This is a genomic window from Allomuricauda sp. F6463D, assembly GCF_023015965.1.
GTDB lineage: Bacteria > Bacteroidota > Bacteroidia > Flavobacteriales > Flavobacteriaceae > Flagellimonas.
The window spans coordinates 171,828-184,375 of sequence record NZ_JALKAN010000001.1 but is presented as its reverse complement, the minus strand read 5'-3'; the positions used below and the strand labels follow the sequence as shown (position 1 = coordinate 184,375).

Genomic DNA, 12,548 nt, shown 5'->3' with positions numbered 1-12,548 from the left:
TTATACAATCGGCCAAGGTTATGTTATTGCATAGTTAAAACTTATCTAATATAAAGTTTGTCACAATCGCAACAAAAAATTGTCTCTATTAAGGTTGGAAGTGTGGTACTGCCAATTGATTTGCAACACTTTTTTTATAGCCTCCCTCAATTTAGCAAAGCTGTTGGGTTTGTTCAAATAAATGTTCGCCCCATTTATAAAGGTCTCTTCTATATCTTTTTCAGAACAAGATGTGGAGTATATTGCAATGCAAATTTTACTCAAGTCCGGATTTGACCTTATTTCCTTTAAACATTGCATTCCATTTTTAATTGGCATATTAAGGTCCAAGAAAACTAAATTGGGTAAAATGGCATTGGGAAGATTCAAATAATCCATCAACTCCTGGCCATCCTTTAGTAAAGAAAGTTTTGTCCGAATGGAGATATCTTCAATCGCTTCTTGAAAAAAAAGTCGGTCATCATCATCATCATCAGCAAGGGCAATATTCAAAATTTGATTGCCAGAATTTAAGGGGTGTATTTTCATATTGTTTTTTGTATAAGATTACCCCGTCGTTTTTCTAAAATTTTCTGAAACGTAGTGGGCGTTAATCCAGTTGTTTTTTTAAACTGACTAGATAAATGGGCCACGCTACTATAGTTTAAACGATAGGCTATCTCTGTCAGGGTCAGGTTGGTGTTGGCCATTAACTCTTTAGCATGGTCAACTTTACAAAGAATTACAAAATTTTCTATGGATGTATGTGTTGCTTCAGAAAAAAGGTTTGACAAGTAAGTATAAGAATAATTTAACTTGTCCGCCAAATATTGGGAAATCGTCTGCGATTGCAAATTATCGCTTTCCAACATCTCTTTGATGGTGTTTTTTATTCGATGAACCAAGGCCAGTTTTTGATCATTCAAAACATGAATGCCATAGTTGGCGAGTTTGCCCATCATTTCCTCTGTCTCATCTGATGTTAGCTCTCTTTGAATTTCTATTTCCCCTATTCCGTGAATGGTATGGGGAATATCCAATTTGTCCAGTTGCTCCTGAACAATTGCTTTGCACGTGATGGCCATATCATATTTGATACTAATTTTCATTCTCCAACAGCAGGTTTTGCAAAGATTAATTGGTTGAGACAGAATCCTTGCAAGTTTAAATTAAAAATAGATAATATTTTTAATATTAACATGGAGTTTTTGAGCAATATTGAAGTTATTGCTTAAATGAAACTTTTAGGGGTAAGTAGTACTTATGAAAGTAAACGAATTATATGTCGATTAAACCGAATTGATCACTATGGTGCACATAGCACCTTTATCCATATAAAATCGGAGATTTGTTTTAGTTTGCTTTTTAGTCTTTTTAATTAAAATGACTAATCTATTTTAGCGCTATCGGATACATTATCTTCCGGAACTGCTTTAAAAAATTCATTGGCATCCAGGTTGGCACTCGGACCATACCCTAACAAATATGTTCCTTTCTCTTCGGATTTAGTTTCAATTACGTACAAAATGGACATATCGGAAGGGTTACTCATACCTTCATATCGGTGATGGGCAACAACGTAAATATCTTCTGGCCCATAGGTATTCTTTGATTCTGAGGCAATCAGTTTTCCATCTTCAAATCGAAAATTGACTGTATAGCCTTTTTCTTGATACACTTTAATATAATCCTTCTCGTGTTTTGCAAATTCATTTTCCATTATAGTACTGTTTAGATTCAAATATGTGAGTTTCTAAAATTATCACTTGACGCATAAACAAATAATTTTGATTCATATGAACTTAACTAGGGACTTACTTAAAATTTATCACCATAACATCCATAAACGATTATGTTTTAAAGCGGAATATGTAGCCATACCTTCAATGATAAGAAAAAGTAGCTATGAAAGCTGCGCAACAAGACAATAGAAACAACTTCACCGAAAATTAGATTTGATAACTATCCAGTGAAAAAATGACTCTTTCCCTATTGAGTCAATCTTTTATTCGAAAATGTCAAAACCTACACTGTAAGAACAATAACTTTCGCAAAACCTATATGTTTTACGTTAAAAAAATAATCCAAAATAATCCCACATGAGAAATAAAGATGATAAACAACCCAAAGAAGATTTGGAATTTGTGAAAGAAGAGGAGAATCCAAAACCCAATTATATTTTTCAGAAAACAGGGATCACAAAACTCGGCTTTGTAATTATACTGACGATATTAATTTTAATCATTGTTGGTATCTTTCTTTCAGGTATGTTCTTTACAAGTCCAATGGATGTGTAGCACTGTTTTTTAAATAAAAAATTTAACTGTTAAAAGTAAAATGGCTTAAAGAGATTATTTCTTCCAAGCATTTTTGAAAACCAAATCTTCTTGTGGAACCCTTTTTCTTTCAGCTGTTTCACTTTTTTGTAAATCTTCTGGCAAATTTTCTATATCACCACCATAATACCCAATAGCAATAGCAGATGAAATGTGGTATTCTTTTGGTACATTAAAAACATTTTGGGCCTTTTCCAAATCAACACCCGCCATATGGTGCAGTGCAATATTTAGATATTGGGCCTGAATGGTCATATTTCCCAAGCACAGCCCCAAATCGTGTAGTGCGTGAAAATTCTTCCTTCCGTCTTTCAAATTCTTTTTGTAAACAGCAAACATTAAAACCGGAGCAGAGCTTGCCCATGACTTATTGAAATCACTTAAACAACTTACCGCTTTGTTGAAAGCATCTGAACCCTTTAATGTGTAAATAAAGCGCCAGGGTTGTAAATTGTTGGAGCTTGCAGCCCAACGAGCTGCTTCAAAAAGCTGTTTTAGCTGTTCCGTTTCAATTTTTTTATCCTTGAATATTCGTGGGCTATACCGTTGTTTTAACAATGCAAAGATTTCATGCTCGGTATCAGCTATCTTATTAAGCCTAATTTGATCTGGTTCCGTGTTCATTGTATCTTTTGTTTATTAAAATATGATGATAATTAGCAATCAATGTTGACGCTATACCATATTATTTTATGTCTTTTAGTATTCTCCTGCTGATTCAGCATTAGAAATCTCAAAGTAATTGGCTTCTATATTTTAAGCTTTATCCTCTTTACCATACTCCCTTTTATAAATCCGAACAATAACCAAGAACAAGTTAATGAGCAAGGGCCCGAATATTAGTCCTATAAATCCGAACAATGGGATTCCCACAATTACACCGATCAAGGTGATCAGTGGATGAACATCATCCAGTTTTTTGAGCACATATAATCTTATAAGGTTATCTGTTAATCCCACAACAACAACCCCATACAGCAAAACGCCCCAAGCTTGAAATGTATTGCCATTTGTTAGCGCGAGTATAAATACAGGTAGCGTACCCAATAGGTTTCCTACAAATGGAATCATAGATCCAATGGTTACCATTACCGCCCAGAAAAATGGATTTTCGACCCCAAAAATTAAAAATCCAATCAACGCTACCAATCCCTGTGCAATGGCCACTAAAGGAATGCCCAACGTATTGGCTCTAACAATACCCCGAATTTCGCTACCGATTATTGTTAAATTATCGTTGCTAATAGGGATATACCCATATAGTGACTCATACAACTTTTTACGATTAGTAAGCATATAGTACACCAGAAAATACATAATGGAAATTGCTATTACCGTATTAAATGTACCTCCTGCCAAGCCTTGTAAGCTGTTGGACAGCCATTCGGAAACCGCAGAAGCATCTATCTTAGAGGTTAACTTAAAGCCGACAAGGTTTTCAAAATACTGTAACTGTGACTTAATAATTGATGTGATTTTTTCAGAATTCTCCACAGCATTTCCAATTTTGTTTCCCAACATTAAAAAGGCTCCTGCAATGGGTAAAAGAATAATAAAAAAAGAAGTCAGCATTAACAGACCAGCAGCCAATGAAGGGTTCCAGCCTTTTTTTACCAAACTTTTCATAGGTTTATTCAATAGCACAAATAATATAATAGTACCCAGCACTCCAGAAAAGTAGGGAACCATTTTCAGTAGAATCATTCCCCCTATTAGCGCTATTAAAAAGAGTACGAAAATCTGTCGAATTATTTTGGGACTAATCTGTTTCATTATATTTTGTATTTAATTAGTTAGTGTTTTGCCATGAAAACCAAAACCCTATTTTTAAGATTCCAAAGTGCACTTACAACTATGTTTTCCCTTATTAAAATGGAAATACTAAGTTTATTTTTCTTCACTCATTATTAGAATTACTGGACAATAGTTGAGGCTTACGTATGCTCCGCTAAAGTTTTAAAAATGTAGTGGTATAGCTTACTCCATTTAACCTTTTTATTGCTCTTAAAAGAATTAAGCCTTTACTCCAACATGGATTTGAGCTACTATGCCTTTTGAGTCATTAATTTGATTTTCTGAGTTAACCCCTAGCTATAAACAACAGTAAATTGAAAACAATTAATTATGAACCTAAAATCGTTAAGAATATGAATAATGATCAATTAGAAGGAAAGTGGAAAATGGTTAAAGGAGCTTTCAAAAAAAAATATGCAGAGGTTACAGATGACGATTTAACCTACGCTGAAGGTGAATTCGACCAAATGTTAGGCAAAATTCAAGAGAAAACAGGAAACTCCAAGGAAGAATTGAAAAAGGAGATAGAGCAATTGTAGAGCGTACCACTAATTTAAAAAGCCCCAAATGAACTTGGGGCTTTTTTTTAATTCAATTTTCAATAATTTTTTAGAGCTACGAATTTGAGTAAATGGAGTATTGGATATGATGGTGAACTTATATATTGCCATTACTTAATTACACAATTGTTCTGATATTAAAAGTATAGTTCCATGGAAACCAATAAAATAGATGTATTAAATAAAATTTTAACCAATACTCTTGAGTATATTCAAATACTTCAAAATTTGACTGACTCCATCACACATCCACCAACTTTGGATAAATTAAATCAGCTAAAAGTAATCAACGAAGAAGAAAGCGAAAAGCTTATAAAAGTAATTTCAGGTTTGGGTGGCGATGTGCAAACCAGTGAAAGGCTAACGGACCAAGAAGCGATTAACTGGATTTCCTCGCCGATTTTGAACAATGGTGACATTACATCTGTTTGGGAGCATTTGATTGAAGCTGAACGGAACAAAGAAGATGATTATAAAAACGTATTGACCCACCACGATATTGATAGGGAAACCAAGAACACTCTAAAACCTCATCTTAAGAAAACAGAATCCAACATTACGGATTATCAATCAACCTTACATGGATTGGAGTAATAATATAAAGAACCTATCCATTCCGAATAACAACTAAAACTTAATTTTAAAAAAATCCACAAGCTTATGAATATCTTTTTAGCCGATGATGACGAAGACGACAGACTGTTCTTTGTTGAAGCCTTAGAAGAAATACCTTTAGATATTGAAACGTCCGAGTTTTCAAACGGCGTAGGTCTAATGAGAAATTTATATTCTGATGAGAAGCTGCCTGACGTTATTTTTCTGGATTTGAATATGCCCATGATGAACGGCTTTGAATGTTTATCGGATATCCGTAATGATGAAAAGTTTAAAAAGCTCCCTGTCGTCATCTACTCCACATCTTTCCATGAGGAAGAAGTTGAGCGGCTTAAAAATATGGGTGCTACAGGGTATCTGAGAAAACCTACTTCGTACAATCAATTGAAGACCTTAGTGTACAAGTGTCTAAAAAATGTGAAGGATTGGCAAACGAACAATGAAAACAACAGCTGGAATTTCATCATTTTTGATTGAGCCGGTAAAACGTATAAAATTATTTGGTGATTTGATGGGGTGCTATTTTTTTACTCTTCTTACACCTTTTAAAAAGTAAAAGAGTCGGCAAATGCCGACTCTTTCTTTGATACTTCGTAGTTGTAGGTAATTTACCTAACATCTTCCAGTCTCTTAATTTTATTCAGATCTTTAACAATCCAATCCCGTTGTTCTCTAATTATTTTGGCAGCCTCAATGGGCAAACCTGTATCTCCAAGTACCTCATTGTACTCTTCAACCGCCGCCTTGTCTCCCCGAATGGCCTCTTCCAACATCGATTCATCATTGTCTGCGGAGAAGAAAGCCTTCGTGTCCATCCAAGCCCTATGAACAGCTCCTGTTGTACTACCATCAATTTCATCTCTGGTTTCCAATGCTGGCACACTAGCTTTTAAGCCTATCAAAAAATTCCTTCGTTCCTCGGATTTAGTAAGAAAATAGTTCTTTAAACCAATTTGGTCTGCATTTTCGGCTGCCTTCTTATACCCCTTAATGGCATCTTCATTTTTTTGAATAATGTCATTAATACTGTCCTCAATTTTTTTTATATCGTTGTTCATATTATGAAAATTTTGCGGTAACAAATATGCCTACCGTTTAGCATCTTCATTAAAATTAGTTGTATAGCTACTATTTGTTTGATGCAAAAACTAATCTTATGAACTCAATACGTTTTATCATTATATGGTTGTTCCGGCAAACGTTTACAGTCAACCTTTAGTGCTTTAAAGTCATGGAAACAAAGGATTGTTTATTAATTTTCTAGTTGACCAGAAAGTCAATAAAAAATAACATGCACAGAACGAGAGAAATTAGGTGGTTTTTTCAAAATGAAAAGGAGCAACTTACCAATTGGTTCCAACAGCTCAATTGCACATCTATGCGGAGTCGAACCGATTTTTACCTCGATATCAATAATGAGGATATTGGCATTAAATTACGAGAAGGTAAAATTGAAGTAAAGCATCGTATTGGCACAAGAGCAAATGGAGGCCTAAACCATAACATTTGGGGTTGCTTTGATGAGTTCTTAAAATGGAGCTTCAATGTGCAGGAGCAAGATCGGGTACTATCCAAAATAATTGATTTTGAACATTGCGAATGGATTCCCGTACAAAAAAAACAAAAGGTTGTACAGCTAACCGCAGTAAATGGAGAGAACAAACTCAAACCCATTTCCGAACACCTTACCTCCGGATGTCAATTAGAATATTCAACTATTACTATTTTTAATCAAAAGTGGTACACCTTGGCTTTAGAGTGGTTTGGTGAACCTTATGTGGAACTGGAAAATAGCATCATTTCTGAAATGATGGGCTCAATCAAACTCCATATGAAAGAATCTTTTGGCTATGCCAATTTCTTGAGCAAATTGTCCCATACAAAACCAAATAGATTTTCCGAAAAGAGCAGTTATAATCCAGCAAACCTGGAATAGTCCCTTAACAGAAACAGACCCATACCATTTCTTAAACTTGAAGTTATCCTAATTAACCAATTAAAAAGCAAACAATGAATTTTGAACTGAGCACATATACTAAAAGAGCCATGACCGGGGGTGCCATCTCACTGGTCATAATTTTATCTGGTACTTTACTCCTGGGTAAACTTAGTGGCTACGAGGCCAAGGTTCTAATTAAAAATTCTCTTTCCGGTCTAAATATGCTTTGCAATACCATTGTATTGGCATCGGCAACCACCCTCACCCTTTTATTAACGCTTTTAGGTCTCAGCTCAGGGACCAAGTCCAAATTAAAGGATGACCATTATCGCCATGTTCTTCAAATTGCAAAGATTGACACGCTTGTTTTTATCGCCGCACTAATGTCTTTTCTATTTTTCAACCTTCCTATTACGGAATCTGACAATGTGCCCAATAATTGGTTCAACATAATATATTACTCCAGTTTAGTAATTTCCAGTGTATTGAGCGCTGCGATGATTGTAGTAATTCTAATGCTTTATAACACCGTAGTTAATATTATTAAAATAGTGGGATTAGGGAAAACCGATCATTATCTTACGGTCAGTGAAGACGAAAAGACTGGTAAAGAAAAAAGTAATGAAGATAATTAAATGCTTACTAATAAGTTGTGCATTTTATTTCTTCATTACAATTTCAATTATTGTTTATGTGACAGGTCAACGACTGAATTTAATGGAATTCAGTTATAACACCAGTAGCATTAAAGATCACAGTTTATCATCCAGTTAATTCCATATTTATCGGTAAATCTGGCAAATAAAGCATTCCACTCACGTTCACGAAGTTCGTGATGAACTTGACCTCCCGCTGAAAGTTCCTCAAAAAGGCCCTGTGCTTTTTCTTTGTTGTCGATATCAATGCTCAAATGAATTTTAGTACCATGCGTCAACGGAGTATCGGGAGCAGCGTCATATGCCATAAAATCGACACCATTACCTTTCAATTCCGCATGCTGTAGACGGTCGCGGTAAGCGGCAGGAACATCAATTTTTTTATCGGCGTACGTCTGTCTGTTTTTTATTTCTGCACCTAAACAATCTGCATAAAAATTAAGAGCCTCTTGACAATTTCCGTCAAAGGCCAAATATGCTTGCACTTTCATAATCTATCTTTTTAAGTTAATAACCAAACCTAGGATATTTGTTTAAGAAAACTTGACTTTAAAAATTTTCAGATTAACGCAAACAGAACAACCTTACAGTTCTTATAATCATCAAGAATAAGCAATGAAATGAAGTCTTTTTATGGATAAATTGCAATCAACTAAAATTCACAGATTCCATCCTTTCGGCACGTTCGAACCCAGAATATAGAGCCAAATTTCCAAGAATCATTTGTAGGAATCCAACTTCACTTGCCAATAGGGTCATTTCACTTATATTTTTCGACGCTTCAGTTTATATGGCTGATTTAAAGTGTATTACATTTTTATCTTTGCTGAATAAAATAGAGTTAAACTTTTAAAAAACAACAATAGTAAAATAGAATTAATGAAAACAGTCACAACAATTTTAAGTTTAGTTTTCTTGTCCACTACATTGATGGCCTTTCAAGGTAAGGCTGAATGCAAAACAGAATGTGCTATCCTGAAATTAAACGACATCACTTATATTGAGCAAGAAGAGGAAATCGACCTAGCCTTTGACACAGAACAGTATTTACCCGAAGGTTTTGATCCCTATGTTGGGATGGATACCGTTGTGGATGAAATTGTCTTTATTGAAGAGGACGAAGAAATCCATCTTGGTTTTGATACCACTCCATATTTACCGGAGGGTTTTAACGCATACAAGGGTATGGTTTTCAACATAGATGAAATCGAAGTAATGGAAATGGAAGAAGAAATCCATTTGGATTTTGATATTCAAAACTATCTTCCTTCAAACTTCGATGTCCTCGCTAAATAAAAACAAATAAATAGTTTATTACATTTCAGACCTTCAATAAATATTGAAGGTCTTTTTGGTAAAGGGGTAAAAACTGAGCTAATACTTCAAACTATAATTGCTGTAAATTTGCATTATTCTGATTAACACTATTTTCAATGGCCTTAAAACATGTCAGACAGCCTACCATAATCAAGATAGCTTTACTGCTTGCGATATTGGCATCTTTACCAAAGACCATCTTTCTTTATGATATCATCAGTCAGGAAAATCCCGAATTTTCCGGTCTACAAATCATTGACCTATCCTATCGACTAGTTTTCTTTTTCCTCTTCTCGTGGTCCATATTGGAGTTGAATGCAAACATCAGCTATTCGAAATTCAAGTGGTCAACACCGGTTCGAATAAGTTTTATGGTCTTGCTCAATGTCACAATTTTTTTGATAGCGCTTTCTCTGTTCAATAGTTTATATCCTGTTTTATTGAACACAGAAATGACACCTCGAGATAAAGATTTTTCAAACTTCACTTTTGGTAATTTGTTGATTGCCTTATCCTTTATAGGAAGAATTTTACGCCTTCAGGTAGATAAGCAAGAAAGTAGAATAGAGAACGAACATCTTAAACAACAGAGTCTTCAGAACGAACTCATGGCTTTAAGAAACCAAATCGACCCACACTTTTTGTTCAATTCCCTTAATTCATTAACATCTCTTATCCGTGAGAATGAAAAGGCAACACAATTCGTTCGAAAGCTCTCCTTGATGTATCGCTATATTCTAAAGAGTGGTGAAAGTGATCTTGTAAGCCTTAAGGAAGAACTTAAATTTCTGGAAAGTTATACCTATTTGATTCGAACAAGATATCGCGACCGTTTTAGTATTGATATACAGATAGAGGATAAACTTCTACAGGAGAACATACCTCCATTGGCATTGCAATTATTGGTCGAAAATGCAGTAAAACACAATGAAATATCCAAAACGAACCCCTTAAAAGTGGATATTTATTCAAAAAATGGTTCTGTATTCGTTGAGAACATAATGAAGCCCCGCACCACAATTAGTGAAGGAACTAAACACGGACTAGCAAACTTGAAGAAAAGATACATTCTACTACGCAATGAAGAACTCACGGTGCGTACAGAAAACAATATCTTTAGTGTAGAATTACCTGTAAAAAAAGTAGCATGAAGGTTGTAATCGTAGAAGATGAATTGGCAGCAAGCGAAAATCTTGCTTATCTGCTTCATAACATAAATAGCGATATTGAAATTCTTAAAGTACTTGATTCCGTAAAATCTTCTGTGGAGTTTCTTTCCAAATACCATGAGGCGGAATTGATCTTTATGGACATCCATCTTGCGGATGGTGTTTCTTTTGAAATATTCGACCAAGTAACTATCAATATCCCGGTAATTTTTACAACTGCCTATAACCAATATGCCTTAAAAGCATTTAAATTCAATAGTATTGATTACTTGCTAAAACCCATCGACACGGACGAACTTTCGGATGCGTTGGAACAATTTAAGGTACAGAACAAACAAAACGGGATTGCAGACCACCAGATAAAAGGTCTAATCGATTTGGTAGGTAAAAAGGATAAAATCTATAAATCAACATTTTTGGTTCATCATCGTGATGAAATGATTCCACTGAAGACTGAAAAAATCGCCTATTTTAGAATAGACGATGGAATTGTAAAAGGAGTCTCTTTCGAGAATAAATCCTACAGCATGGACAGTAAACTGGAAGACCTGGAAGAAGAATTGGACCCTGATCAATTTTATAGAGCCAATAGGCAATTCATTATAAACCGTGAGGCCATTGTGAATATCAAACAGTACTTTAATAGTAAGCTTATTGTTGTTGTAGACCCCGTTTGTGATGAACGGATAGTAGTTAGCAAAGCTAAGGCTCTGGGCTTTAAAACGTGGCTGGATTCCTAATTGATGCCCCTTCCTAATATTGTTTTCCTTTCTAACTTACGCATTGGATACACTTCACATAGTATAATCTTTTTACCTACTAACAAAATTTATAACTCTCCGGTGTATTAGCAGATAACCTATAGCGTATCCAGTGTTACAGTCCATTATTATTTCATTTGAGCACACCATGGTCCAAATGATCATTTAATTTAGGTGTAGTCCTATTAATTAATTGAATTTTAGATACTTGGATATGAATTCACAAATTGAAATTTGCTTAAAAGCATGTCAACAATGTTTTATTGATTGCCAGATCTGTTTAACTAGAATGGCTGGAAAAGAAAGTAACAATGACTGTCCCATCTGTTGTTCACAATGTATGGATGCTTGTTTAATGTGTATTAAGTTATTGATAAGTGGCCAAAAATTCACCAAGGAATATTGCCTGTTATGTGCAGAGGTGTGTGAGTGGTGCGCCAATCAATGCCAACAACATGAACACGAACATTGTAAAAAATGTGCAGCATCATGTTTGATCTGTGCAAAGGAGTGTAGAAAGGTTGCTGCCATGCAAGTAGCATAAAAACTGCTCCGACCGATATATTTGGAAGTAAGCAATTAAATCCAATGTTCGTTTTCCAAAAGATTCTATACAAAGAAACTTGAATAGTACATTATCATTTGTATCATATCCACTATTACCTACCATCCCCTAAATAAACCAAAAATTACAGCCTTTGTTGGTTATATATCAAAGCCGTTGCTGATTTGGTTTTGGGTGTTATTGATTAAAAGCGGCTAAGACATGTGCTTCCAACAGTACAAAAGACAACATGACTTTTTACGTAAGGATTTTGACTGTTCTCTGTTTTGAAAACAGTTTACCTACAGACTTGCTCAAGTTCACTAGTCTAATACAAAAAAAATAATTCTAAATTAAAACACTATGAATACATTAAATTATAATGAAAACCCAGAAGGTCTTTTAAAAATTAAAAGACTTGTAGAAAAGGAAAAAACTGTTATGGTTGCCAGTAACTTAGGAAAAATTCCATTTGCTGTTTGCCCCATGGTTCTACAACAAATTGACAAACAAGGAGATTTATGGTTCTTTGTATCCCGTACCAGTGGGTTATTCGAAGATATTGAGCGGGACAATAGAGTACAGATTTTGTATAATGATCAAGAAGAACTCAATTATCTTTCCCTCTTTGGCAATGCCACCCATATCGTTGACACTCAAAAAAGAAAAGCGCTGTGGAAGCCATCTTTAAATAATTGGTTCGACGGGGTTGAAGATTCCGACATAGTATTAATAAACGTTCGTATTGTCAATGCCTTTTTTTGGGATGCAAATGACAACAATTACGCATCAACGCCAAAACAGAACAAATCTGATGCCTCCAATAATGATGACCTGGGAACAGAAAAGGGATTTATCAAATTATAGATTCCTGTCAA

The 12,548-nt window shown here is 34.8% G+C and carries 17 protein-coding genes; 10 read left to right on the top strand and 7 right to left on the bottom strand.

Annotated elements, in window-relative coordinates; all coding sequences use genetic code 11:
* Window positions 1-60: 60 nt before the first annotated feature.
* The 3 genes from MWU56_RS00815 to MWU56_RS00805 form a co-directional block, all read right to left on the bottom strand.
* The gene (locus tag MWU56_RS00815) at window positions 61-528 is read right to left on the bottom strand and encodes a response regulator (RefSeq protein WP_247041246.1); all 468 of its coding nucleotides are present in this window, start codon (window positions 526-528) and stop codon (window positions 61-63) included.
* Window positions 525-1,088 (bottom strand): helix-turn-helix domain-containing protein, encoded by a 564-nt coding sequence (locus MWU56_RS00810; RefSeq protein ID WP_247041245.1) that lies wholly within the window; start codon window positions 1,086-1,088, stop codon window positions 525-527. Before MWU56_RS00810 ends, MWU56_RS00815 begins: the two co-directional genes overlap by 4 nt.
* A gap of 278 nt (window positions 1,089-1,366) precedes the next feature.
* Entirely contained in the window at window positions 1,367-1,699 is a 333-nt protein-coding gene (locus MWU56_RS00805) for a hypothetical protein (RefSeq protein ID WP_247041243.1), read from the bottom strand.
* Window positions 1,700-2,078: 379 nt separating this feature from the next.
* On the opposite strand from MWU56_RS00805, the gene MWU56_RS00800 reads away from it, so the two are divergent.
* A complete protein-coding gene (locus MWU56_RS00800) occupies window positions 2,079-2,276 on the top strand; it encodes a hypothetical protein (RefSeq protein ID WP_247041242.1) in 198 nt (65 codons plus the stop codon).
* 54 nt (window positions 2,277-2,330) lie between these two features.
* Here the strand turns inward: MWU56_RS00800 and MWU56_RS00795 are convergent, their stop codons facing one another.
* Window positions 2,331-2,939, bottom strand: coding sequence for a nitroreductase family protein (locus tag MWU56_RS00795; protein WP_247041241.1), 609 nt, complete (start codon window positions 2,937-2,939; stop codon window positions 2,331-2,333).
* 132 nt (window positions 2,940-3,071) lie between these two features.
* Entirely contained in the window at window positions 3,072-4,088 is a 1,017-nt protein-coding gene (locus MWU56_RS00790; RefSeq protein ID WP_247041240.1) for an AI-2E family transporter, read from the bottom strand.
* 374 nt (window positions 4,089-4,462) lie between these two features.
* Between MWU56_RS00790 and MWU56_RS00785 the strand changes: the two genes are divergently transcribed.
* The 3 genes from MWU56_RS00785 to MWU56_RS00775 all read left to right on the top strand — a co-directional run bounded on the left by MWU56_RS00785 (window position 4,463) and on the right by MWU56_RS00775 (window position 5,761).
* On the top strand, window positions 4,463-4,648 hold the full coding sequence (locus MWU56_RS00785; RefSeq protein ID WP_247041239.1) for a CsbD family protein: 186 nt from the start codon (window positions 4,463-4,465) through the stop codon (window positions 4,646-4,648).
* A 174-nt stretch (window positions 4,649-4,822) separates the two neighbouring features.
* On the top strand, window positions 4,823-5,263 hold the full coding sequence (locus MWU56_RS00780) for a hypothetical protein (protein WP_247041238.1): 441 nt from the start codon (window positions 4,823-4,825) through the stop codon (window positions 5,261-5,263).
* Between the two features lie 66 nt (window positions 5,264-5,329).
* Entirely contained in the window at window positions 5,330-5,761 is a 432-nt protein-coding gene (locus MWU56_RS00775; RefSeq protein WP_247041237.1) for a response regulator, read from the top strand.
* Between the two features lie 131 nt (window positions 5,762-5,892).
* Here the strand turns inward: MWU56_RS00775 and MWU56_RS00770 are convergent, their stop codons facing one another.
* A complete protein-coding gene (locus MWU56_RS00770; RefSeq protein ID WP_247041235.1) occupies window positions 5,893-6,342 on the bottom strand; it encodes a ferritin-like domain-containing protein in 450 nt (149 codons plus the stop codon).
* A 233-nt stretch (window positions 6,343-6,575) separates the two neighbouring features.
* On the opposite strand from MWU56_RS00770, the gene MWU56_RS00765 reads away from it, so the two are divergent.
* Complete coding sequence (locus tag MWU56_RS00765; RefSeq protein WP_247041233.1) at window positions 6,576-7,220, top strand: hypothetical protein; 645 nt, start codon at window positions 6,576-6,578, stop codon at window positions 7,218-7,220.
* Window positions 7,221-7,294: 74 nt separating this feature from the next.
* The gene (locus MWU56_RS00760) at window positions 7,295-7,858 is read left to right on the top strand and encodes a hypothetical protein (protein WP_247041231.1); all 564 of its coding nucleotides are present in this window, start codon (window positions 7,295-7,297) and stop codon (window positions 7,856-7,858) included.
* Between the two features lie 110 nt (window positions 7,859-7,968).
* Here MWU56_RS00760 and MWU56_RS00755 read toward each other — a convergent pair whose 3' ends face one another.
* A complete protein-coding gene (locus MWU56_RS00755; RefSeq protein ID WP_247041230.1) occupies window positions 7,969-8,370 on the bottom strand; it encodes a VOC family protein in 402 nt (133 codons plus the stop codon).
* 388 nt (window positions 8,371-8,758) lie between these two features.
* On the opposite strand from MWU56_RS00755, the gene MWU56_RS00750 reads away from it, so the two are divergent.
* From MWU56_RS00750 to MWU56_RS00735, 4 genes are all read left to right on the top strand, one after another.
* Window positions 8,759-9,175, top strand: coding sequence for a hypothetical protein (locus tag MWU56_RS00750; RefSeq protein WP_247041228.1), 417 nt, complete (start codon window positions 8,759-8,761; stop codon window positions 9,173-9,175).
* 137 nt (window positions 9,176-9,312) lie between these two features.
* Window positions 9,313-10,347: a sensor histidine kinase gene (locus tag MWU56_RS00745; RefSeq protein WP_247041226.1), complete on the top strand. Its 1,035-nt coding sequence runs from the start codon at window positions 9,313-9,315 to the stop codon at window positions 10,345-10,347.
* Window positions 10,344-11,105, top strand: a complete 762-nt coding sequence (locus tag MWU56_RS00740) for a LytR/AlgR family response regulator transcription factor (protein ID WP_247041224.1) — start codon at window positions 10,344-10,346, stop codon at window positions 11,103-11,105. The genes MWU56_RS00745 and MWU56_RS00740 overlap by 4 nt, the downstream gene beginning before the upstream one ends.
* Window positions 11,106-12,033: 928 nt before the next feature.
* Window positions 12,034-12,537: a pyridoxamine 5'-phosphate oxidase family protein gene (locus MWU56_RS00735; RefSeq protein WP_247041222.1), complete on the top strand. Its 504-nt coding sequence runs from the start codon at window positions 12,034-12,036 to the stop codon at window positions 12,535-12,537.
* Window positions 12,538-12,548: the final 11 nt, after the last annotated feature.

Excerpts from the sequence above, each read along its gene's own strand:
- MWU56_RS00740 (WP_247041224.1), top strand. The coding sequence starts at position 10,344 with ATGAAGGTTGTAATCGTAGAAGATGAATTGGCAGCAAGCGAAAATCTT.
- MWU56_RS00735 (WP_247041222.1), top strand. The coding sequence starts at position 12,034 with ATGAATACATTAAATTATAATGAAAACCCAGAAGGTCTTTTAAAAATT.
- MWU56_RS00750 (WP_247041228.1), top strand. The coding sequence starts at position 8,759 with ATGAAAACAGTCACAACAATTTTAAGTTTAGTTTTCTTGTCCACTACA.
- MWU56_RS00785 (WP_247041239.1), top strand. The coding sequence starts at position 4,463 with ATGAATAATGATCAATTAGAAGGAAAGTGGAAAATGGTTAAAGGAGCT.
- MWU56_RS00815 (WP_247041246.1), bottom strand. The coding sequence starts at position 528 with ATGAAAATACACCCCTTAAATTCTGGCAATCAAATTTTGAATATTGCC.
- MWU56_RS00795 (WP_247041241.1), bottom strand. The coding sequence starts at position 2,939 with ATGAACACGGAACCAGATCAAATTAGGCTTAATAAGATAGCTGATACC.
- MWU56_RS00810 (WP_247041245.1), bottom strand. The coding sequence starts at position 1,088 with ATGAAAATTAGTATCAAATATGATATGGCCATCACGTGCAAAGCAATT.
- MWU56_RS00790 (WP_247041240.1), bottom strand. The coding sequence starts at position 4,088 with ATGAAACAGATTAGTCCCAAAATAATTCGACAGATTTTCGTACTCTTT.
- MWU56_RS00770 (WP_247041235.1), bottom strand. The coding sequence starts at position 6,342 with ATGAACAACGATATAAAAAAAATTGAGGACAGTATTAATGACATTATT.
- MWU56_RS00800 (WP_247041242.1), top strand. The coding sequence starts at position 2,079 with ATGAGAAATAAAGATGATAAACAACCCAAAGAAGATTTGGAATTTGTG.
- MWU56_RS00780 (WP_247041238.1), top strand. The coding sequence starts at position 4,823 with ATGGAAACCAATAAAATAGATGTATTAAATAAAATTTTAACCAATACT.
- MWU56_RS00805 (WP_247041243.1), bottom strand. The coding sequence starts at position 1,699 with ATGGAAAATGAATTTGCAAAACACGAGAAGGATTATATTAAAGTGTAT.
- MWU56_RS00765 (WP_247041233.1), top strand. The coding sequence starts at position 6,576 with ATGCACAGAACGAGAGAAATTAGGTGGTTTTTTCAAAATGAAAAGGAG.
- MWU56_RS00755 (WP_247041230.1), bottom strand. The coding sequence starts at position 8,370 with ATGAAAGTGCAAGCATATTTGGCCTTTGACGGAAATTGTCAAGAGGCT.
- MWU56_RS00760 (WP_247041231.1), top strand. The coding sequence starts at position 7,295 with ATGAATTTTGAACTGAGCACATATACTAAAAGAGCCATGACCGGGGGT.
- MWU56_RS00775 (WP_247041237.1), top strand. The coding sequence starts at position 5,330 with ATGAATATCTTTTTAGCCGATGATGACGAAGACGACAGACTGTTCTTT.
- MWU56_RS00745 (WP_247041226.1), top strand. The coding sequence starts at position 9,313 with ATGGCCTTAAAACATGTCAGACAGCCTACCATAATCAAGATAGCTTTA.